This is a genomic window from Stenotrophomonas sp. CASM101 (assembly GCF_049384845.1).
GTDB lineage: Bacteria > Pseudomonadota > Gammaproteobacteria > Xanthomonadales > Xanthomonadaceae > Stenotrophomonas > Stenotrophomonas hibiscicola.
Genome location: NZ_JBMRFR010000003.1, coordinates 89,472 through 109,402 on the forward strand (window position 1 = coordinate 89,472; position 19,931 = coordinate 109,402).

The window sequence follows — 19,931 nt, forward strand, 5'->3', positions numbered from 1 at the left end:
TCCGGCTACGTCCCGCGCGGCTTGGCCCGATGCGTGGCCGTGGCCGTCCACGGGTCATCCGGCCACGGATGGCGCGGGTAACGGCCCTTCATTTCCTTTTTCACCTCGGCGTAGGTGCTTTCCCAGAAGTTGCGCAGGTCCTGGGTGACCTGCAGCGGGCGGCCGCCGGGGGAGAGCAGGTGCAGGGTCAGCGGCACGCGGCCATCGGCGATGCGCGGCGTATCGGCCAGGCCGAACAGTTCCTGCAGCTTCACTGCCAGCACCGGCGGCAGCGGGTCGCCGCTCTCGCTGTCCAGCGCATAGGTGATCGGCCGCTCCAGTCCGGACGGCACGGTGATGCGGGTCGGCGCATGACGCTCGACCAGCTGCCGTTGTGACCACTCCAGGGGCGACTTCAACGCTTCGCCGAAGCTGGATTCGTCCAGCGCATCCAGTCGCGTCCTGCCGGCGAACGCGGGCTGCAGCCACTGCGCGCGATTGGCCAGCAGGGCGTCGTCGCTGCAGTCGGGCAGGCCGAGCTCGGGCATCCAGCGCCGCAGCGATTCCACCCGTGCCTGCCACTGGCGCAGGCCTTCGGTCCACGGCAGCGCCTGCAGGCCGAGCTCGGCCACCGCATCGGTCAGCGCCTGCGCGGCGTGCTGCGGATCGACCCGGCCGGCCGAGCGGCTGTCCAGCACGATCCGGTCGAAACGGGTCTCGCGCAGCGCCACCAGGGCGCGTCGCTCGCTGTCCCAGCGCACCACGTCTTCGGTGACGAAGCGCTCCGGCCATGCCTTGCGCAGCTGGCCTTCATCCACCGGTGCGGCACGCAGCAGCAGCGCATCGCGCGCTTCGAAGCGCAGTTCGCTGGCCACCAGCCACGGCTCGCCGCGCAGGTCGCTCAGCTCGTGCAGGCGCGCGCTGCGGCCATTGGCCAGGAGGTAGCGCAATGGATCGCTGGGATGCTGGACGCCAATCCGGTCTGGGAAGGCGTGCGCGAGCAGGTCGCCCAGCTCATGGGCCTCGACGCTGGCCGGTGGCGCGGCATCACAGCGCAGGCGTCGCCGCCATTGCCTGGCGGCGGCATCGATCGCGGCCAGCCCGCTGCGGTTGGCGTCGCCCGGTGCACGGCCATTGCGGAACGCCGCCAGTGCACGCCAGCGCGCGGCCAAGGCATCACCGCCCTGGCGCAGCGGGTCGCGCGCTTCCAGCAGGGCGGCCAGATCGGCGGCCAGCGCCTGCGCGCGGGCATCGGGCGCTGCCAGCAGCATCGCCGCCATCCGCGGGTGCGTACCCAGCGCCAGTACACGGCGCCCGAGTGCGGTGATCGCGCCCGAGTCCGACAGTGCACCCAGGCGTTGCAGCAGTTCGCGCGCCGCACCCATCGGGCCGGCCGGTGGCGGGTCGAGGAAGCGCAGGTCGCTGCTGCCCCACGCGGCCAGTTCCAGCGCCAATCCGGCCAGTTCCACCTGGTCGATCTCGGCACGGCGCTGCGGCTCCAGCCGCTGCGACTGCGGCCACAACCGCCAGGCCACGCCTTCGGCCACGCGGCCGGCACGGCCGGCGCGCTGGTCCGCCGAGGCCTGTGCGATGGCCACCACATCCAGCCGGGTAAAGCCGCTGTTGGGGTCATAACGCGGTTCGCGCGCCTGGCCGCTGTCGATCACCACGCGCACGCCGGGCAGGGTCACCGACGACTCGGCGACGTTGGTCGCCAGCACCACGCGGCGGCGCCCATCGCTGGCCGCCTGCAGTACGCGCGCCTGCTGTTCCACCGGCAGCTCGCCATGCAGGGCCAGCACCTCCACGCCGGCATCCAGCGATTCCTGCAGGCCCGCTTGCACGCGTGCGATCTCGCGCTGGCCGGGCAGGAACACCAGCAGGTCACCGGGGTGTTCGGCCAGCGCCTGCTGCACCGCGCGGCGCACCTGCAGTTCCAGCGTCTCATCGCGGCGCGCCGGGAAATGGCTGATCGCCACCGGGTAGCTGCGGCCCTCGCTGCTCAGCCGCGGCGCATCGAGGAAGCGTGCCAGGCGCTCGCCATCCAGCGTGGCCGACATCACTACCAGGCGCAGGTCATCGCGCAGCTGCGCCTGCACGTCCAGCGCCAGCGCCAGGCCGAGGTCACCGCTGAGATGGCGCTCGTGGAATTCGTCGAACAGGATCGCACCGACCTCTTCCAGCATCGGGTCGTCCTGCAGCATGCGGGTCAGGATGCCTTCGGTGACGACTTCAATGCGGGTGCGTGCCGAGACCTTGTTCTCGAAGCGGATACGGTAGCCGACCGTGCCACCGACCTCCTCGCCGAGCTGTCGCGCCATGAACAGCGCGGCGCTGCGTGCGGCGACCCGGCGCGGCTCCAGCAGGATGATTTTCCGGCCTTGCAGCCATGGCGCTTCGAGCAGGGCCAGTGGTACCTGGGTGGTCTTGCCGGCGCCGGGCGGGGCTTCCAGCACCAGCCGTGGCTGCACGGCCAGGTGCTGCTGGATCTGCGGCAGCAGCGGGGAAATCGGGAAGAGCGGGGCATTCATGGGCAAAGGATAAGGGGCCATGGCGGGCGCAGGTACAATGCGCGGGCACTTTTCCCCCGCGATGACCATGCACCTGATCGATATCGGCGCCAACCTGACCCACGACTCCTTCGACCGCGACCGCGATGCCGTGCTGGACCGCGCACGGCAGGCCGGCGTGGTGCAGATGGTCATCACCGGTGCCAGCCGCGAGCACTCGCCGCTGGCCGTGCAGCTGGCGCAGCAGCACCCGGGCTTTCTGTATGCCACCGCCGGCGTGCACCCGCATCATGCGGTGGAATACACCGAGGAATGTGATGCCGAGATGCGCGCGCTGCATGCCCACCCGGAAGTTGTGGCCGTGGGTGAGTGCGGGCTGGACTACTTCCGTGACTTCTCGCCGCGCCCGGCCCAGCACCGTGCGTTCGAGCGCCAGCTGCAGCTGGCCGCAGACAACGGCAAGCCCCTGTTCCTGCACCAGCGCGACGCACATGCTGATTTCATGGCGCAGATGAAGAACTTCGAAGGCCGCATCGGCCCGGCGGTGGTGCATTGCTTCACCGGCGAACGCGATGAACTGTTCGATTACCTGGACCAGGACTGGTACATCGGCATCACCGGCTGGCTGTGTGACGAGCGCCGCGGCGCGCACCTGCGCGAACTGGTGAAGAACATCCCGGCCAACCGCCTGATGATCGAAACCGACGCACCCTACCTGCTGCCACGCACGCTGAAGCCGATGCCGAAGGACCGCCGCAACGAACCGATGTTCCTTTCGCACATCGTCGAAGAACTGGCACGTGACCGTGGCGAGGACGTTGCAGTGACGGCGGCCAATGCGACTGCGGCGACGCGTGCGTTCTTCCGCCTGCCCGACGCCGGTTGATCCGTAGAGCCGAGCCCATGCTCGGCTTATCGCGCGCAGCGCGAAAGACGCAAAGAGCAGCCGAGCATGGGCTCGGCTCTACAAAGCGCTGTCCGGTAGCGCCGGGCCATGCCCGGCGAGCGAAGCGGCCAGCGCCTGCAGCCCTTCCCGATACGTTGGAAACCGCGGTGCCCACCCCAGCGCTTCACGCGTGCCACGACTGTCGATGCGCTTGTTGCTCTCGTAGAAGCGGCGTAGCGTCGGGCTGAGTGCAGGGTCATCCCATGCCACGGCAGGTGGCATCGCAAACCCGCCCAGCTCCGCGGCGAAGGCCAGCACATCCTGCGGTGGTGCCGGCTCGTCATCGCTGGGCAGGTATATCCCCTGCGCAACCGGTCGCTGCATCGCCGCGACGATCACTGCCGCAAGATCCTCTACGTGCAGGCGGTTGAACGCCAGGCCCGGCCGAATCACATGGCGGGCGCGGCCCTGTGACAGCTGCAGCAACGCATTGCGCCCCGGCCCGTACAGGCCGGGCAGGCGGAACACCGCTGAAGCGATGTCACGTTCCTCTGCAAGCGCACGCCATTGCGCTTCGGCACGCAGGCGCAGCACGCCGGCTGCTTCGGTGGCATCGGCTGCGCTGTGCTCGTCAACCCAGCCGCCGGCCCGATCGGCATACACCGACGTGGACGACAGATAGCCCACCCAGCGCAGTGCCGGGCTGGCCCGCAGAGCCGGCAGCAGCAGGCGCAGTGCCGGGTCGCCCGCAGCATCTGGCGGCACGCTGCACAGCACGGCCTCGGCCTGCGCGACCTCATCGAGCAGGGCGGGCGACGGTGGGGAGTCAGCGTGCAGCTGATGCCGCAGCAGGCCATCGTTCGGCGCCGACGAGGGGTTACGCACCGTGCCGACGACGTGCACGCCCCGCGCCTGCAGATGCGGGGCCAGCACGCATCCGCTCCAGCCCATACCGAGGATCAGCACCCGCACAGGCAGCGTGCCGGCCTGCAATGGGATGCTCACGCGCCGCGCAGTGCCTGGTAGGCCTGCAGGCTGCTGTAGGCGACCTGCAGCAGCAGGGCTTCCTGATCGGCCTTGCGTGCACGCGCCAGCATGTCGCCGACGATCTGCTCGGCCTCGACCTGCTGGCCAGCCTCCAGGTCCCGCAGCATCGATGCCTTCAATGCAGAGCCGGCCTGGGTGAGGGTGCCGCGCGCGGTGTCCTGCGCGGCATCGGGAATCGGCTCACCGGCAGCTTCGGCCACGGCCAGGCACTCGTCGTACAGGCCACGTACGATCGCCTCGCCATCATCGGTGGCGACGATGGTGCCGATATCCGCGCGCAGCAGGCAGGTGGCCGCGGCCAAGGCGGTCAGGAAGGTGTACTTGATCCACTGCTCCTGGCCGATGCGTTCGCTGGCCAGGTGGTCGAGGTTGGCCTGCGCGCAGACAGCGGCGAAGGCACGCACGCGTGCGGACGCCGCGCCGCCATCGCGCTCGCCGAAGGTGAGCTTGGCCGGCTTGCCCAGGTGCAGCACCGCACCGTCGGGGGCCTTGGTGGCGCTGATGAAGCACAGGCCGCCCAGCACCGCCTCGCGGCCGAAGCGCAGGTCCAGCGCGTTGTAGTGGTGCAGGCCGTTGAGGATCGGCAGCACGGTGGTGTTCGCGCCCACGGCTGGAGCAATGGCGTCGATCGAGCTGTCGAGGTCGTAGGCCTTGCAGCTGAGGATGACCAGGTCGAACGGCTTCTGCGCGGCCAATGCGGGCAGCGCATCGGCGGTGACGTGCTGCACCGGGAAGCTGGCATCGCCGAGCGGGCTGCGGATGACCAGGCCATCGCGGTCCAGCTGTGCGGCGCGCGCGGGGCGTACGAGGAAGGTTACGTCCACGCCAGCCTGGGCCAGGCGACCACCGAAGTAACCGCCGGTACCGCCGGCGCCGAGGATCAGGATGCGCATTGCACGTTCACCGCTTTCTGGGGGAATCAGATCTGCGATTGTGCCGGAGATTGCGGGCAAAAAAAGAGCCGAGCATCGGCTTGGCTCTACAGAGATCGCTTCATCCACGCATGGCTTGGATCCATCGTGTCGACCAAGGTCGACACCTACCAACAGCAGCGCAGAACGGCTCCCCGGCAGATCGCAGGAATTTGTCGAAGGCGGGGTGGGTCCGGTTGCGGGGGCGTGAGCGCCATGGATGGCGCGACCGAGCCTCCATGGACGGATTCACGGCGTCCCCCGCAACCGGACCCACCCCGCCATCCCCCGGATAGTCAGCTTTTGCCGTTGAAGTTGACGTTGACGTTGATTCAGCGGGTGCAGGGCCGCAGGCCCTGCAGGCAAAACTCAGCTGCGCATGCCCACGCCGCGGCGCAGCAGCCACAGCGCCAGCGCCGTCAGCACCACCACGAAACCGATCATCAGGCCGTAGGCCACCGGCAGCGGCACGTCACTGCTGCCCAGCAGGCCATAGCGGAACGCATTGACCATGTAGAAGATCGGGTTCGCGTGCGTGGCCGCTTCGGCCCAGCCCGGCAGCAGCTTCACCGAATAGAACACGCCACCCAGGTAGGTCAGCGGGGTCAGGATGAAGGTCGGCACGATTGCCACGTCATCGAACTTCTTGGCGTACACCGCGTTGATGAAGCCGGCCAGCGAGAAGATCGTCGCGCCCAGGATCACCGTGGTCAGCATCACCAGCGGGTGCGGGATGCGCACCGGGGTGAAGAACATCGCGATGATCAGCACGATCACGCCCACCATCAGGCCGCGCAGCACCGCGCCAGCCACATAGCCCCACAGGATCACCCAGTTCGGCATCGGGCTGACCAGCAGCTCTTCGACGTGGCGGCCGAACTTGGCGCCGAAGAACGAGGAGCTGATGTTGCCGTAGCTGTTCTGGATCACGCTCATCATCACCAGGCCCGGCACGATGAACTGCATGTAGGTGTAGCCGCCCATGTCACCCACGCGCGACCCGATCAGGTTGCCGAAGATGAGGAAGTACAGGGTCATGGTGATCGCCGGCGGCACCAGGGTCTGGCCCCAGATGCGCATGATGCGGGCGACTTCGCGGCGCACGATGGTCATCAGCGCGATGCGGTTGCGCTGGCCGTCGGTCAGCTCGGTGGTGCTCATGTGGGCTTCTCCATGTTGCCGGTGAGGCGCACGAACAGCTCCTCCAGGCGGTTGCTCTTGGTACGCATCGAACGCACGCGGATACCGGACGCGTTGAGCGTCGCAAACACGCGGTTGAGGTCCATCGCGCGTGGCATATCGATGTCCAGCGTGTGCGGGTCCGGCGCGGTCAGCGTCGCGCCCTCGATCACCGGCAGCTGCGCCGGCAGGTCACCGTCGATGTCCAGCAGGAAGCCTTCCACGTCCAGCTTGGCCAGCAGGGTGCGCATCGGCCCCTGCTCGACGATCTGGCCATGGTTGATGATCGCCAGGTGGCGGCACAGGTACTCGGCCTCTTCCAGGTAGTGCGTGGTGAGGATGATCGTGGTGCCGGCACCGTTGATCTCCTTCAGCACGCGCCACATGTCGCGGCGGATCTCGATGTCCACGCCGGCGGTCGGCTCGTCCAGGATCAGCAGGCGCGGGCGGGTCATCATCGCGCGGGCGATCATCAGCCGGCGCTTCATGCCGCCGGACAGCGTGCGGCTCATCACCTGTGCCTTTTCCCACAGGTGCGCGCGCTTCAGTTCCTCTTCGGCGCGCTGCTCGGCTTCCTTGCGCGGCACGCCATAGAAGCCGGCGTAGTTCACCAGGATGTCGAAGGGCTTCTCGAACAGGTTGAAGTTGATTTCCTGAGGCACCAGCCCGATCAGGCGCATGGTCGCGCTGCGGTTGCGCACCAGGTCGCTGCCAAACACTTCCACCTGGCCCTCGCTGAGGTTGACCAGGGAGCTGATGATGCCGATCAGGGTCGACTTGCCGGCGCCATTGGGGCCGAGCAGGGCGAAGAAGTCGCCCGGGGCCACTTCCAGGGAAACCCCCTTCAGGGCCTGGGTGCCGTTGTCGTAGGTCTTGCGCAGGTCGCGCACGCGCAGGGCGGGCGCCGTATCGTTCTGGGATGCCAAGCTCGAAGCCTTCGCGCCCATGGGCTGGCGCTGGAGAGGGGCGGGGAGGGGCTATTATAGAAGACCCCGAGGGCTTGCCCCGGCTACACACTGTCCCGAAAAGTCGTGCCTGTTCAATTCCCCCTCAAGCTGGTCGGCTGCCGCATGCTGGCCCCGACCGTCGGCCACTACCAGTTCGTGCGTGACGATGGGCAGCCGCTGGATTTCCAGCCCGGCCAGTTCATCCAGGTCCATTTCAGCTACGCCGACGGCACCGAAACCAAGCGCAGCTACTCGCTGGCGACCATCCACGACCATGCGCTGGGCCCGGGCGAGGCGGTGGATATCGCGGTCAGTTTCGTGCCCGGTGGTGCTGCCACGGCCCTGTTCGAGGCACTGGAGCAGGGCAGCCAGATCAGTGCGTCCGGCCCCTATGGCCGGTTCTGCCTGAATCCCGGTGACCACAACGCCCGTTACCTGCTGATCGCCACCGGTACCGGCGTTACCCCGTACCGTTCCATGCTGCCGCTGCTGGAAAAGGCCATGGCCGAACGCGATGTGCAGATCGTGCTGCTGCAGGGCGCGCGCAGCCCGGGCGAGCTGCTGTACAGCGAAGATTTCTACAGCTTCGCCGAAAAGCACGCGAACTTCCGCTATGTTCCGTGCCTGTCGCGCGAATTGCCGGCCGAACCGCACCCGGATGTACAGCACGGCTACGTGCAGCAGGCGCTGGCCGGTTTCACGCCGGACCCGGCCACCGACATCGCCTACCTGTGCGGCAACCCGGACATGGTCGATGCCTGCGCCGAGCTGCTGAAGGCCGCCGGCCTGGGCAACCCGCAGATCCGCCGCGAGAAGTACGTCAGCAGCAAATAGGTCCGGCTGGTGCCGGCCGCTGGCCGGCAACCCCACGAACCTGGTAGTGCCGGCCGCTGGCCGGCAACCCTGGAAACCGGAGGCGACCCCACGCCGCCCCCGGTACCCTGCCTTCAGTACTCGATCCAGGCATCACGCCAGGCAGAGCCGGTACCCGGACGGTAGGCCTCTGCATTGATGTTGCACCAGGCGCCTTCCGGGAACGGGCGGCAGGCATACAGCTTGCCGTCGGTGCCCTTCACCACGGTCTGGCCCGGCTTGTAGCTGCCGATACCCGCGGGGTATACGAAGTCGTAGTCGTCAGCCGGCGGCGGATCGATTGGATCGACCGGGCCCGGCAGGCGGGTATCGATCTGGAACAGGTTGCCCGGCTTCAGGTAGACGCGGTTCTCGGTGGCCGAGGCGACCGGCGTGATCACGCCGTTCCTCATTACGCCCACACGCGCCTGCTGTGCACTGGCGTTGACCTTGCGGGCCAGCGCCAGCGGCCACTGGTTCGCAGCGGTCTGGCCTGCGGCCAGGGTGATCTCCGGACGCTCCAGATCATTGCCCTGGGCGTTGAACACGCGCAGCGTCAGGGTGGTGCCTTCTTCCAATGCACCGCGGGCGGTGACCGGGCCGGCGTCCTGCCACTGCGGCGGCGGTTCAACGCCACCACCGCCTTCGAAGCGCACATCCGCGCAGGTATAGAACGCTTCACCGGAATCCGAGCGCTGCCAGGTGTTGTAGATGATGTGCTGGCCGCTGCGCTTGGGCAGCGGGCAATCCAGCTTGTAGACGTCGCCGGAGACCGGCACGTTGCCCAGCGTGCAGAATTCCTGCAGGTCGGCCCAGCGCAGCGGGCTGCCCGGCTGCCAGCCGTCGCGGGTGACGTAGAACTTCCACTCGCGGGTAGCATGCGGGGCCGGTGCCTTGAACTCGAAGGTGTAGCGCCCGCGCGAATCGGCGCGGATCGGCGAGGTCGGCCAGTCACTGCGGTTCAGATCGAGGCCGCGGTACTTGCTGTTGCCGCCGCTGCACAACTCGCCATCTGGAACCACCGCTTGATGGTTGCCGTTGGCGTTGGCCTGGTTGACACCGGCCCAGTCGTAGAACGGCTGGGCGCCGCCGATGGCCTTGGCGGCGGCGCAGGCCGGGTTGGTCGGATTCTCCGGATTGCCCTCGTGGCACTGCTTCACGCGGCTGAGCGGCTTGGACAGGGTGCCGTGGGCGAAGGCGTTGCCGGACAAGGCCAGGCCGGCGACGACGGACAGTGCGAAGACTGCCCGATGGGACAGGTGCATGCAGAGACTCCTTTGCGAGGTGTGGGAAACCTCAAGGAGTCTTCACATGCAGATGCGCCGGCAACATCGGACAAGTTTGAAATCGATGGCGGCTGTGTTCGATCTGCAACACGGTGCTTACTTTGCCGTCATCCGGGCGAAAGGCGGTGCATTGTGCACCGCCTCCCGCATCACTGCCTCAGTACGCGATCCACGCATCGCGCCAGGCCGCGCCCACGCCCGGCCGGTAGGCCTCGGCATTGACGTTGCACCATGCACCTTCCGGGAACGGGCGGCAGGCATACAGCTTGCCGTCGCTGCTCTTCACCACGGTCTGGCCCGGCACATAGCTGCCGATGCCCGCCGGGTACACGTGGTCGAAATCACCACCCGGCGATGGTGTACCCGGGTCGGGCACCTGGGTATCGAGCTGGAAGCGGTTGCCGTCCTTCAGGTACACGCGATTGTCGGTGGCCGACGCCGACGGCGTGATCACGCCATTGGCAAGCACGCCCACGCGCGCATGCTGGGCACTGGCATTGACCTTGCGGGCCAGCGCCAAGGGCCATTGCGCGGCCGAGGTCTGGCCGCTGGCCAGCGTCGCTTCCACACGTTCGACATCGTTGCCGCTGGCATTGAACACGCGCAGTGCCAGCGTCGTACCGACCGGCAATTCACCGCGGGCGGTGACCGGGCCGGCATCCTGCCATTGCGGTGCCGGCGTCGTACCACCGCCGCCGCCTTCAAAGCGCACGTCCATGCAGGTGTAGAACGCCTCGGTCGAATCCGAGCGCTGCCAGGTGTTGTAGATCACATGCTGGCCGGTGCGCTGCGGCAGCGTGCACTGCAGCTTGTAGGTGCCATCGGCAGAGAGCGGTGTATTGCCCAGCGTGCAGAACTCCTGCAGGTCGGCCCAGCGCAACGGGCTGCCCGGTTGCCAGCCGTCGCGGGTGACGAAGAAGCGCCAGTCGCGCGTGGCGTGCGGCGCGGTTGCCTTGAACAGGAAGGTGAACCTGCCATTGGCATCGGCGTGGATCGGCGTGGTCTGCCAGTCACTGCGGTTCACGTCCAGGCCGCGGAAGGTCGGGTTGTTGCCGCTGCACAGCTTGCCGTCGGGCACCACGGCCTGATGGTTGCCGTTGGCGTTGGCCTGGTTGATGCCGTTCCAGTCGTAGAACGCCTGTGAACCGCCAATCGCTTTTGCAGCGGCACAGGCCGGGTTGGTCGGATTCTCGGGATTGCCCTGGAAGCAGGCATAGACGCGGCTGACCGGCGTGGTCATCGTGCCGTGGGCGAACGCGTTGCCGGCCAGGCACAGGCCCGCAGCGGCGAACGAGGTGGCCAGCAACAGCGGTGTGGATCGGAATGACATGGCGCATCCTTGTGGTCGTCGAAAGGGAACGGTGACCGCAGGCGCTGCGCTGGGCGGCGGACTTTCGGCGGCACCAGGGCGAGTATCGAGTCGCACTGCAGGCGGCGGAACCATCGCAGTGCCGATCCGTGACTGCGCATGTGAAGCCCTTCCCGCAGGCTTCACGCAGGGCTGAACGGATGCGCTGGACGTCACGTGACCGGCGTGGCATCGATCACGTCATGGAGATCACGCGACGCAGTCCCGGTACCCACCCGATCTGCCTGGCACGAGAAACAGCCATGCGCGGCGTTGTGCAGCTGGACGAACGCCACCGACGGGTCGGCAAACAGCGCATCCAGATGGCCGCCCACCTCGGTGCCCGCACAGACCTGGGCACCGCACATCAGCGCGGCGTGGTCATAGGCACGCATCGAGATCATCCGGCGCTGCACATACTGGGGCACCTCGCCCGGCGGCAGGACACAACGGGTCACGCCGCGCTGCACGAAGATCGGGCCGGCGGCGCGGTACGGCGAATGCAGCGGCAGGTGGACGTGGGACAGCAGGAGCAGCTCGCTGCCAGGCGCGGGATCGCTCAGGCTGATCCGGCAGGGATGTCCGCCGTTGGCCCCGGCCCAGCGACGCTGGATGCCGAGCGCGGCGAGCGCGCTGTCGCTCATCTCGAACAGGTGCAGGAAGGGGCGATGGTCGATGCCACCGAGGTACCACGTGTGCATGGGTGTCTCCTGGGTTTGCGGCGGATTCTGCGCGTGCGCCGGCGGCCGTGCTCGCCGTTTTCAGACCCCGCATCGCCGTCAGGCCGGGGTACTGGCCCGTGGGGCGCTGCGGGTCGCCGCCGGTGCCGCCCTGTGCCGACCAAGGCCGAGGGGCAGGACCGTCTGGTCTGCGCGCCGTTGGCGGCGGATTCGTCATTGCCCATCGCCGTCGGCGCGCTGCCCGTGTAAGTTGAGTCACATCTTCCGCGGCAGCCCGTCGTGGTTGCCAGGAACGTCTTCCAGGGGAAACGAGCACGATGCAAAGACTCCACCTCGCGTTGGCCGCAGCGTTGGCCAGCCTGATGCTTGCCAGTTGCAGCCAGCCGCCGTCACCCGGCCCCGAGGGCGCCACTGACGCACCCGGCCGCCGCTTCGGCACGATCGATTTCCAGCCCTGCACGCTGTCCACGGTAGGTGCCAGCGCCAACGTGGAGGCGCAGTGCGCCACCCTGCAGGTGCCGGAGGACCGGGCCCGGCCTGACGGTCGCCGGATCGGCCTGCGTATCGCCTGGCTGGAATCGGGCAGCAGCGGCGCCAGCCAGCCGGATCCGGTGTTCTTCCTGGCCGGCGGCCCCGGCCAGGCGGCCAGCGAGGTGGCGGTCATCGTCGATACTGCACTGCGCCAGGTGCGCAAACAGCGCGACGTGTTCCTGATCGACCAGCGCGGCACCGGCGGTTCCAACCCGCTCAGCTGCCTGGGCGCGGACGGGAAGGAGCTGCCGATGGACGAGGATGCCGCGCCTTCCGAGGCATCGCTGCGCGACTACGCCCAGCGCTGTGCCGCATCGCTGCAGGGGCGTGCCGATGCGCGCTTCTACACCACCACCGAGGCGATCGCCGATCTGGATGCGGTGCGTGCGGCGCTCGGTGTGGACCGGGTCAATCTGATCGGTGCGTCCTACGGCACCCGCGTGGCCCAGCGCTATGCGGGTACCTATCCACAGCACACCCGCAGCATCGTCATCGATGGCGTGGTGCCGAATGAGCTGGTGGTGGGCGGCGATTTCGCCAGGACATTCGAGGACGCGATCGCCCTGCAGTCGGCGCAGTGCCGCAAGGACGTTACCTGCAGCAAGCGCTTCCCGACCGATACCCGTGCGCAGCTGCGCAGCGTGGTCGAGACCCTGCGCCGTGCACCGGTTCCGGTCGAGTATCGCGACCCCGGCACCTACGGGACCCGGAAGGATGTGCTGACACCGGACAGCGTGGTGGGCCTGGCTTTTGCGTTTTCCTACGTACCCCAGTACGCCTCATTGCTGCCGCTGGTTCTTGATGAAGCCGCGCACGGCCGCTACGCGCCGCTCGCCTCGCTGGCACGCGGTGCGAACCGCAGCATGGATTTCCAGATCAACCGCGGGATGCATTGGTCGGTGATCTGCAGCGAAGATGCGCCGCGCTACCACGCGCCGGCCGAGGATCCCGAGCGGCTGTTTGGCAACGAGGTGGCCAGTGCGTTCTTCGCGGCCTGCCCGGTGTGGCCGCACCGTCCGGCGCCGGCAACCGATGCCGTGCCGCTGCGCAGCGACGTGCCGGCACTGCTGCTGTCCGGCGAGCTGGACCCGGTGACCCCGCCGCGCTACGCCGAACAGGTCCTCAAGGGCCTGCCCAATGGCCGCGCGCTGGTCGCCCGTGGGCAGGGCCATGGCACGTTGACCGCTGGCTGCATGCCGCGGCTGCTCGGCCAGTTCATCGACAAGACCGACGCCAAGGCACTGGATGCCGGCTGCCTGGATACGCTGAGCTACGTGCCGGCGTTCACCTCGTTCAACGGATGGGAACCATGATCGTCGCCGACAACCTGCACAAGGCCTTCGACACCCGCACCGGCCGTATCCAGGCAGTGTCCAACGTCGGCTTCCGCGCCGAGGATGGCCGCATCACCGGCCTGCTGGGGCCCAATGGTGCCGGCAAGACCACCACCATGCGCATGCTGTACACGCTGATGACGCCCGATCAGGGCAGCATCACTGTCGACGGCATCGATGCGGCGCGCAATCCGGTGGAGGTGCGTCGCCACCTCGGCGTGCTGCCTGATGCGCGTGGCGTCTACAAGCGCCTGACTGCGCGCGAGAACATCGCCTACTTCGGCGAACTGCATGGCCTGTCGGCCGAGCGCATCCGCGAACGCATCGAGGTGCTCTCGCATGCGCTGGACATGGGGGACATCCTCGACCGCCAGACCGATGGCTTCTCGCAGGGCCAGCGCACCAAGACCGCGATTGCCCGCGCGCTGGTGCACGACCCTCGCAACGTCATTCTCGATGAACCGACCAACGGCCTGGACGTGATGACCACGCGCGCGCTGCGCCGCTTCCTGCTGGGCCTGCGCGAAGAGGGTCGCTGCGTGATCCTGTCCAGCCACATCATGCAGGAGGTGGCCGTGCTGTGCGATCACATCGTGATCATCGCCAAGGGCACGGTGATGGCCGCCGGCAGCGCCGACGAACTGCGTGCGCAGGCCGGCGAATCCAACCTGGAAGATGCATTCGTGAAACTGATCGGCAGCGAAGAGGGCCTGCACGCATGAGCATGATGTCGACCCTGATGACGGTGATGCGCAAGGAGCTGCGTGACCTGTCGCGTGACCGCCGCACGCTGCTTCTGACCCTGCTGTTCGGGCCACTGCTGTACCCGGTGCTGCTGCTGGGCATGGGCAAGCTGGCCGAGAGCCGGGTGCGCACCCAGATCGAACAACCGCTGCAGATTCCGACCATCGGTGCGGACAACGCGCCGAACCTGGTGCGCTTCCTCGCCGCGCAGGGGCTGAACACCGCACCGGCACCGAAGGGCCTGGCCGAGGCCATCCGCACCCAGGACATCGATGTGGCGCTGCGCATCAGCGATGAGTTCGGCAAGGACTGGGCCGAGGGCAAGCCGGCGCTGGTGGAGGTGATCAAGGACAGCACGCGTCGCGCGGCCGAAGTACCCAGTGCACGCCTGGAGGCGGCGCTGGCCACCTACAACGGCCAGGTCGGTGCCTTGCGCCTGATGGCACGCGGCATCGACGCACAGGTGGCACGCCCGCTGGACGTGGCGCGCCAGGACCTGGCCAGTGCCGAGGCCAAGCGCGGCATGATCCTGTCGATGCTGCTGCCGGTACTGCTGACGCTGACCTCGTTCATCGGTGGCGCCTACCTGGTGATGGACGCCACGGCCGGCGAGCGCGAGCGGCAGTCACTGGAACCCTTGCTGGCCACGCCGGGCTCGCGCAGTGCGATCGTCAGCGGCAAGATCGCCGCCGCCTGCGTGGTCGGTTTCGTGTCGCTGCTGCTGACCCTGGTCGCGTTCAAGGTGAGCGCGCAGATCGCCCCCGGCAACATCGGCCGCCAGTTCAACATGAACGTCGGCTCGATGCTGCAGATGCTGCTGGTGATGTTGCCGATGCTGCTGATCGGCACCTCGCTGCTGACCTTCCTGTCGGCTGCGGCCAAGAGCATGAAGGAAGCGCAGAGCCACATGACCTGGCTGATGCTGCTGCCGATGCTGCCTGGCTACGCCCTGGTGGCCTATCCGCTGAAGAGCGAGATGTGGCAGTACGCCGTGCCGTTCCTGTCGCAGAACCAGATGCTGCTGAAGGTGATCCGCCACGAGACCATCACCCCGACGGTCTGGGCGATCTACCTCGGCGCCAGCCTCGGCCTGGCCGCCGTACTGTGGTTCGCCGCCGTGCGCCGCTACCACAACGAGCGCCTGGCCATCTCCGGCTGACCGCCACGGGTAGCGCCGGGCCATGCCCGGCGGATATGAAACGAGGCCCGGTCATTCCGGGCCTCGTTGTTTTCAGGATTGTGTTGCCTGCCAAGCGGCGAAGCGCTGAGCGATCACCGGTGCCAGTCGGTCGAAGTTTTCCCAGGTGTCGGCGACGTGGTACAGCGAAATGACGTGGGCCCCCAGCTGTGCCTCATAGTCTTCGAGATACTGGCCATTCTCGAGGTCGTAGTACACAGCAGTGAACGTGTTGGCTTCATCACTGATCAGAGCGTCTACGAATTTGCCGTCGCTGCATTGAAGCAGGAACAGGCCCGGCGTCGTACTACGTTCCCGCAGCGCCTGCAGGTCTTCTTCTGCGTCCTCGGCGAGTTCCGCGCTTGCCATTCCCTGTAGCAGCAGCCACGCCAGGTACATGCCAATGTGAGTAGCCCCAGCCTCTGCAGGAAGATCCGCGGGGAAATCACCGCCGGAATGCCAGCTGGCGTCGTCGTACTTCATCTGTTCTTTCCTTGAGATCGACAGCGAGCTTGGGAGGTGCGGAAAGGCGGCGGAAGTGCCGAATGCGTCAGCCTCTTCTATACCGCGCAGGCGTCACACCCATCTCGCGCTTGAACACGGCGATGAACGAACTGGGCGTGTCGTAGCCCATCGACAGGGCGACGCTGATCACGGGTTCGCCCGCCAGCAGGAGTGGCAGCGACAGCAGCACGCGCAGGCGCTGCCGCCACTGGCTCAAGGCCATGCCAGTTTCGGCCTGCCAACGGCGGGCGAGACTGCGGCTGGACAGTCCGCTGGTGGCTGCCCACGCTTCGACGCTGCGAAGGTCGTCCGGCGACCGTGCCAGCGCCGCCGCGATCCGCCGCAACCGTCGATCCTGCGGTTGTGGCAGGGCAAGTGGCAAGGGAGTGCTGGCACGGATCTCATCGGCGATGACGCCGGCCAGGCGTGCCTGCGCAGCGTCCAGTGCCTGATGCGGCCAGCGCAGTGCCCGCGTCACCGCCGCCTGCAACAGCACATCGGGTTGGAAAATGCGGGGCAGCGGGGGCAGATCCAGGCCGGTATCGGCGCGGACGTACAGGCTCCAGCCATCGAATGCGTCTGCCCCTACCAGGGCGTGGGGCAGCAAGGGCGGTATCCAGGCAACATGCCCCGCCGGCAGCAGCCAGTGCAGGTCGCCGGCCTCGATCCGCAGCAGGCCGTGGTGGGCACCCAGCAACTGGCCGCGCACGTGCTGGTGGCGCGCGGTGCGCCGCCTTCCGGGCACGCGCAGCTGGCCGGCCAGCACGATGGGGCCGTCGTCGGCGTCCGCCAATGCCGGATCAATCAAGCCGGTCGGTGTCTGATCTGCCATATCCATTGGCAGTTATACGGCAGAAGCGCCGATCCGCGCGCGCCACACTGGGCGCCCATTCCAACACGAGCCGCCCCGATGCAGCCCCAGGACATTCTTCCCGACCATCAGAACGACGTGCAGGTAAACGGCCTCATCGTGCGCAAGGGCAGCGTGGGCGCCTTCCTCGCCAGCGTCCGTGACTGGCAGGACCCCGCCAGCGATGACGCCACCCGCGCCACCGCCGAAGCAGATCTGCGTGGGCTGCTGCCGGGCCTGCATGCGCTGGGCCTGTTCCAGGTGCTGGCCGCGCGCGATCCGGCACTGCAACGCCTGATTGACAGCCTCTCCTGAAGCGGACACGGCCCGGAGATGCCGGGCCGTGTGGTCATTTTGGGGCGGAAACGACTTAATCCCCCCCCGTCCCCTTTTCTGCGGTCAGCCGCCTGGCGCGAACACCAGGGTGCGGCGGGTGGTGACCGGCGCGCTGACCGGCTCGAAGCGCCAGCGCTTGACTGCGTTCAGGGCTTCGCGGTCGAAGGTGCGGCCGGAGGTTGCGCGCAGCACGCGGGCGTTGACCACCGAGCCGTCGGTACCGACCGTGATCTCCACCAGCACTTCGCCCGACGTTCCCGAACGCAGTGCCTCGGCCGGATAGCGCGGCGCCGGCGTACTGATCGGGCGCAGGGTGGGCGCGGCGGCAGCCGCGGCCTGGCGCGCCGCGCTGGCCTGCTGGGCCGCGGCCTGCTGCTGCTTCTGTTCGGCTTCGCGGCGTGCGGCGGCCTGGCGCTCGGCTTCCTGGCGTTCGTTGTCGCGGCGTGCGGCGTCCTGCTGGGCAGCGATCTGCTTGGCCGCGTCGGCTTCCTTGGCGCGTTGTTCGGCCAGGCGCTGCTGTTCGATCTGCTGCTTGCTGCGCTCCTCGGCGTCCTTCTTTGCCTTCTCCGCTTCGGTCTCGGTGCGCTTGGCCGCGTTTTCCACGCCCTTGGACAGACCGTCCTTCAGGCGCGGCAGGGCGGGCGCGGAGGCATCCACCTTCTCGATCAGTGCCACCAGGCGCTGTGCTTCGGTGTAGTCCTCGCGGCCCAGGTGCTGCTCGGCGGCGATCAGGGTGTAGGGCAGCAGGTCGGTCAGCGCGCTCTTCACCGAGGCGTCGTCCGGGGTCTTGTCGCGCAGGGCGAGGTAGTACTCGATGGCATTGTCGCCGGCCGGCGCGTACATGCGGTTCTCGCGCAGGGCCTGGCTGGCCGACTCACGCAGCTGCTCGGTGCCCATCGACTGCACCTTGGCGGCGACCACCGGTGCGGCCGGTGCAGCGGCGTTGGGGGCGGCGGCCGGAGCCGGTGCTGCGGATTCTTCCTTGCCCGAGCAGGCGGCCAGCGCCAGTGCCAAAGCAACCGGCAGCCACCGGCGCGCGGCGGTGATCGTTGAGACGTGCGACATCCTGCTCCCCTCTAGAAGACGACGTGACGTAAATCATTGATATGCATGGCCGGGACCCGTGGTCCAGGCGCAGCAGGGTGGCGTTTCCCGACGCCACCGCCGGCAACGGCGAGGATGCAATCTAGCATCCCGGCCACCGCCCCGCACAAGGGGTGGTGGCCGGGTGGGGCCGCAGTGATCATGTCGTGGCCGGCGGCGACCTCAGTGGTCGTGTGCCTTGTCGTGCGACTTGCTGTGGCCGTTGGACATCAGCTTGTCGGTCCAGGCGATGCCGATCGCCGACAGGATGAACACGCAGTGGATGATGGTCTGCCACAGCACACCTTCCTGGGTCATGGTCGTGCAGGTATCGACGCCAGCGTTGTAGAAACTGGTCGACGCCGAAGACACTGCCGCTGCCCATTGTTCCGGTTTGCACAGCGGCAGTCCCTTCAACGCGCTGGTGGCGATGAAGGTCTTCAGCAGGTGGATCGAGGAGATGCCGATGATCGCCATCGCCAGCTTCACCTTCAGCACGCTGGCGTTGACGTGGCTCAGCCATTCCGGCTGGTCCGGGTGGCCTTCCAGGCGCAGGCGCGAGACGAAGGTTTCATAGCCGCCGACGATCACCATCACCAGCAGGTTGGAGATCATCACCACGTCGATCAGGCCCAGCACGATCAGCATGATCTGCTGTTCGCCCATCGACACCGAGTGGGACAGCAGGTGCCACAGTTCCTTGCCGAACAGGAACACGTAGACGCACTGGGCAAGGATCAGGCCCAGGTACAGCGGCAGCTGCAGCCAGCGCGAGGCGAAGATCAGCGAGGACAACGGGGACAAGGGACGAGGACTGTGGCTCATGCAGGACAGTGCGTTTCGGGGGAGCCGCGAGGTTACCGGCCCGCCATGACGGTGCCAACCCAACTCACGCACTAGACTTCAGGTTCCTTTCCGCACCCCGAGCCGCCGCCATGATCGACCTGTATTACTGGCCCACCCCGAACGGCCACAAAGTGACCCTGCTGTTGGAGGAAGCCGGCCTGGAGTACCGCATCCACCCGGTCAACATCGGTTCGGGCGACCAGTTCAAGCCGGAATTCCTGGCCATCTCGCCGAACAACAAGATGCCGGCCATCGTCGACCATGCCCCGGCCGATGGCGGTGCTCCCCAGAGTGTGTTCGAGTCCGGCGCGATCCTGCTGTACCTGGCCGAGAAGACCGGCCGCTTCCTGCCCAGCGACGCGCGTGGCCGCGTGACCACCCTGGAATGGCTGTTCTGGCAGATGGCGGGCCTGGGCCCGATGAGTGGCCAGATGGGCCACTTCAACGTGTACGCGCCGGAGAAGATTCCCTATGCCATCGAGCGCTACGACAACGAGGTGCGCCGCCTGCACGGGGTGATGGACAAGCGCCTGGCCCAGCACGCCTTCCTGGCCGGCGATGAGTACACCATCGCCGACATGGCCAGCTACCCGTGGGTCGGCGCCTACGACACGCTGCCGGTGGACTTCGCCGCGTTCCCGAACCTCAAGCGCTGGCATGAAGCGATTGCCGCACGCCCGGCCACCCAGCGCGCCTATGCCCTGCGCCAGCAGGTGAACCCCAACGCCGGCAAGCCGCTCAGCGACGAAGAGCGCAAGCACCTGTTCGGCCAGCGTTGAACCAGGACGGCGTCATTCACGCGTGACGTGGATCTACGGGTGGTGGGTGCCGACCCTTGGTCGGCACTCGTCCGCACTGCTATGGGCAGAAGGTCATGCTGCCTTCCCGCACGGGCTTGGTT

The 19,931-nt window shown here is 67.6% G+C and carries 19 protein-coding genes; 7 read left to right on the top strand and 12 right to left on the bottom strand.

The genetic code is table 11. From position 1 onward, the window contains the following. Positions 1-5: 5 nt before the first annotated feature. Positions 6-2,510 (bottom strand): ATP-dependent helicase HrpB, encoded by a 2,505-nt coding sequence (hrpB, locus tag VG543_RS06685; protein WP_423178859.1) that lies wholly within the window; start codon positions 2,508-2,510, stop codon positions 6-8. Positions 2,511-2,577: 67 nt separating this feature from the next. Between hrpB and VG543_RS06690 the strand changes: the two genes are divergently transcribed. Continuing rightward, positions 2,578-3,375 (top strand): TatD family hydrolase, encoded by a 798-nt coding sequence (locus VG543_RS06690; RefSeq protein ID WP_071228618.1) that lies wholly within the window; start codon positions 2,578-2,580, stop codon positions 3,373-3,375. Between the two features lie 78 nt (positions 3,376-3,453). Here VG543_RS06690 and VG543_RS06695 read toward each other — a convergent pair whose 3' ends face one another. From VG543_RS06695 to VG543_RS06710, 4 genes are all read right to left on the bottom strand, one after another. Continuing rightward, positions 3,454-4,380 (bottom strand): NAD-dependent epimerase/dehydratase family protein, encoded by a 927-nt coding sequence (locus VG543_RS06695; protein WP_423178860.1) that lies wholly within the window; start codon positions 4,378-4,380, stop codon positions 3,454-3,456. After that, entirely contained in the window at positions 4,377-5,315 is a 939-nt protein-coding gene (gene panE / locus VG543_RS06700; protein WP_423178861.1) for a 2-dehydropantoate 2-reductase, read from the bottom strand. Before panE ends, VG543_RS06695 begins: the two co-directional genes overlap by 4 nt. Positions 5,316-5,702: 387 nt before the next feature. After that, positions 5,703-6,494, bottom strand: a complete 792-nt coding sequence (locus VG543_RS06705) for an ABC transporter permease (protein WP_005411568.1) — start codon at positions 6,492-6,494, stop codon at positions 5,703-5,705. Continuing rightward, on the bottom strand, positions 6,491-7,459 hold the full coding sequence (locus VG543_RS06710; RefSeq protein WP_423178348.1) for an ABC transporter ATP-binding protein: 969 nt from the start codon (positions 7,457-7,459) through the stop codon (positions 6,491-6,493). Before VG543_RS06710 ends, VG543_RS06705 begins: the two co-directional genes overlap by 4 nt. A gap of 84 nt (positions 7,460-7,543) precedes the next feature. Here VG543_RS06710 and VG543_RS06715 point away from each other — a divergent pair, with 84 nt between their 5' ends. Next, positions 7,544-8,293, top strand: coding sequence for a ferredoxin--NADP reductase (locus VG543_RS06715; protein ID WP_423178347.1), 750 nt, complete (start codon positions 7,544-7,546; stop codon positions 8,291-8,293). A gap of 113 nt (positions 8,294-8,406) precedes the next feature. Here VG543_RS06715 and VG543_RS06720 read toward each other — a convergent pair whose 3' ends face one another. The 3 genes from VG543_RS06720 to VG543_RS06730 all read right to left on the bottom strand — a co-directional run bounded on the left by VG543_RS06720 (position 8,407) and on the right by VG543_RS06730 (position 11,646). Continuing rightward, the gene (locus VG543_RS06720; RefSeq protein ID WP_312542647.1) at positions 8,407-9,576 is read right to left on the bottom strand and encodes a lytic polysaccharide monooxygenase; all 1,170 of its coding nucleotides are present in this window, start codon (positions 9,574-9,576) and stop codon (positions 8,407-8,409) included. Positions 9,577-9,754: 178 nt separating this feature from the next. Beyond that, positions 9,755-10,927, bottom strand: a complete 1,173-nt coding sequence (locus VG543_RS06725) for a lytic polysaccharide monooxygenase auxiliary activity family 9 protein (RefSeq protein WP_423178346.1) — start codon at positions 10,925-10,927, stop codon at positions 9,755-9,757. Between the two features lie 191 nt (positions 10,928-11,118). Then, positions 11,119-11,646 (bottom strand): DUF1203 domain-containing protein, encoded by a 528-nt coding sequence (locus VG543_RS06730; RefSeq protein WP_423178345.1) that lies wholly within the window; start codon positions 11,644-11,646, stop codon positions 11,119-11,121. A gap of 296 nt (positions 11,647-11,942) precedes the next feature. Between VG543_RS06730 and VG543_RS06735 the strand changes: the two genes are divergently transcribed. The 3 genes from VG543_RS06735 to VG543_RS06745 are packed head-to-tail and all read left to right on the top strand — an operon-like array spanning position 11,943 to position 15,393. Continuing rightward, positions 11,943-13,469 carry an alpha/beta hydrolase gene (locus tag VG543_RS06735; RefSeq protein ID WP_423178344.1) on the top strand — a complete coding sequence of 509 codons (1,527 nt, stop codon included), beginning with the start codon at positions 11,943-11,945 and terminating at the stop codon, positions 13,467-13,469. Next, complete coding sequence (locus VG543_RS06740; RefSeq protein ID WP_423178343.1) at positions 13,466-14,212, top strand: ATP-binding cassette domain-containing protein; 747 nt, start codon at positions 13,466-13,468, stop codon at positions 14,210-14,212. The genes VG543_RS06735 and VG543_RS06740 overlap by 4 nt, the downstream gene beginning before the upstream one ends. Continuing rightward, the gene (locus tag VG543_RS06745; RefSeq protein WP_423178342.1) at positions 14,209-15,393 is read left to right on the top strand and encodes an ABC transporter permease; all 1,185 of its coding nucleotides are present in this window, start codon (positions 14,209-14,211) and stop codon (positions 15,391-15,393) included. The genes VG543_RS06740 and VG543_RS06745 overlap by 4 nt, the downstream gene beginning before the upstream one ends. Before the next feature lie 72 nt (positions 15,394-15,465). On the opposite strand, the gene VG543_RS06750 is transcribed toward VG543_RS06745, so the two are convergent. Together VG543_RS06750 and VG543_RS06755 are read right to left on the bottom strand one after the other, a co-directional pair. Next, a complete protein-coding gene (locus VG543_RS06750; protein ID WP_312542644.1) occupies positions 15,466-15,894 on the bottom strand; it encodes a hypothetical protein in 429 nt (142 codons plus the stop codon). A 67-nt stretch (positions 15,895-15,961) separates the two neighbouring features. Beyond that, a complete protein-coding gene (locus tag VG543_RS06755) occupies positions 15,962-16,747 on the bottom strand; it encodes a helix-turn-helix transcriptional regulator (RefSeq protein WP_312543797.1) in 786 nt (261 codons plus the stop codon). Positions 16,748-16,825: 78 nt separating this feature from the next. On the opposite strand from VG543_RS06755, the gene VG543_RS06760 reads away from it, so the two are divergent. Next, positions 16,826-17,080 (top strand): hypothetical protein, encoded by a 255-nt coding sequence (locus VG543_RS06760; protein WP_134730910.1) that lies wholly within the window; start codon positions 16,826-16,828, stop codon positions 17,078-17,080. 84 nt (positions 17,081-17,164) lie between these two features. Here the strand turns inward: VG543_RS06760 and VG543_RS06765 are convergent, their stop codons facing one another. Further along, a complete protein-coding gene (locus VG543_RS06765; RefSeq protein WP_227853735.1) occupies positions 17,165-18,166 on the bottom strand; it encodes an energy transducer TonB in 1,002 nt (333 codons plus the stop codon). A gap of 201 nt (positions 18,167-18,367) precedes the next feature. Continuing rightward, complete coding sequence (locus VG543_RS06770) at positions 18,368-19,009, bottom strand: TIGR00645 family protein (protein ID WP_019661669.1); 642 nt, start codon at positions 19,007-19,009, stop codon at positions 18,368-18,370. A gap of 110 nt (positions 19,010-19,119) precedes the next feature. Here VG543_RS06770 and VG543_RS06775 point away from each other — a divergent pair, with 110 nt between their 5' ends. After that, positions 19,120-19,809, top strand: coding sequence for a glutathione binding-like protein (locus VG543_RS06775; RefSeq protein ID WP_019661668.1), 690 nt, complete (start codon positions 19,120-19,122; stop codon positions 19,807-19,809). Positions 19,810-19,931: the final 122 nt, after the last annotated feature.

What these genes read in the sequence shown, in the direction of transcription:
- VG543_RS06705 (WP_005411568.1), bottom strand. Translation starts at nt 6,494, where the DNA reads ATGAGCACCACCGAGCTGACCGACGGCCAGCGCAACCGCATCGCGCTG.
- VG543_RS06690 (WP_071228618.1), top strand. Translation starts at nt 2,578, where the DNA reads ATGCACCTGATCGATATCGGCGCCAACCTGACCCACGACTCCTTCGAC.
- hrpB (WP_423178859.1), bottom strand. Translation starts at nt 2,510, where the DNA reads ATGAATGCCCCGCTCTTCCCGATTTCCCCGCTGCTGCCGCAGATCCAG.
- VG543_RS06740 (WP_423178343.1), top strand. Translation starts at nt 13,466, where the DNA reads ATGATCGTCGCCGACAACCTGCACAAGGCCTTCGACACCCGCACCGGC.
- VG543_RS06770 (WP_019661669.1), bottom strand. Translation starts at nt 19,009, where the DNA reads ATGAGCCACAGTCCTCGTCCCTTGTCCCCGTTGTCCTCGCTGATCTTC.
- VG543_RS06760 (WP_134730910.1), top strand. Translation starts at nt 16,826, where the DNA reads ATGCAGCCCCAGGACATTCTTCCCGACCATCAGAACGACGTGCAGGTA.
- VG543_RS06725 (WP_423178346.1), bottom strand. Translation starts at nt 10,927, where the DNA reads ATGTCATTCCGATCCACACCGCTGTTGCTGGCCACCTCGTTCGCCGCT.
- VG543_RS06755 (WP_312543797.1), bottom strand. Translation starts at nt 16,747, where the DNA reads ATGGCAGATCAGACACCGACCGGCTTGATTGATCCGGCATTGGCGGAC.
- VG543_RS06710 (WP_423178348.1), bottom strand. Translation starts at nt 7,459, where the DNA reads ATGGGCGCGAAGGCTTCGAGCTTGGCATCCCAGAACGATACGGCGCCC.
- VG543_RS06735 (WP_423178344.1), top strand. Translation starts at nt 11,943, where the DNA reads ATGCAAAGACTCCACCTCGCGTTGGCCGCAGCGTTGGCCAGCCTGATG.
- VG543_RS06720 (WP_312542647.1), bottom strand. Translation starts at nt 9,576, where the DNA reads ATGCACCTGTCCCATCGGGCAGTCTTCGCACTGTCCGTCGTCGCCGGC.
- VG543_RS06775 (WP_019661668.1), top strand. Translation starts at nt 19,120, where the DNA reads ATGATCGACCTGTATTACTGGCCCACCCCGAACGGCCACAAAGTGACC.
- VG543_RS06765 (WP_227853735.1), bottom strand. Translation starts at nt 18,166, where the DNA reads ATGTCGCACGTCTCAACGATCACCGCCGCGCGCCGGTGGCTGCCGGTT.
- VG543_RS06730 (WP_423178345.1), bottom strand. Translation starts at nt 11,646, where the DNA reads ATGCACACGTGGTACCTCGGTGGCATCGACCATCGCCCCTTCCTGCAC.
- panE (WP_423178861.1), bottom strand. Translation starts at nt 5,315, where the DNA reads ATGCGCATCCTGATCCTCGGCGCCGGCGGTACCGGCGGTTACTTCGGT.
- VG543_RS06745 (WP_423178342.1), top strand. Translation starts at nt 14,209, where the DNA reads ATGAGCATGATGTCGACCCTGATGACGGTGATGCGCAAGGAGCTGCGT.
- VG543_RS06750 (WP_312542644.1), bottom strand. Translation starts at nt 15,894, where the DNA reads ATGAAGTACGACGACGCCAGCTGGCATTCCGGCGGTGATTTCCCCGCG.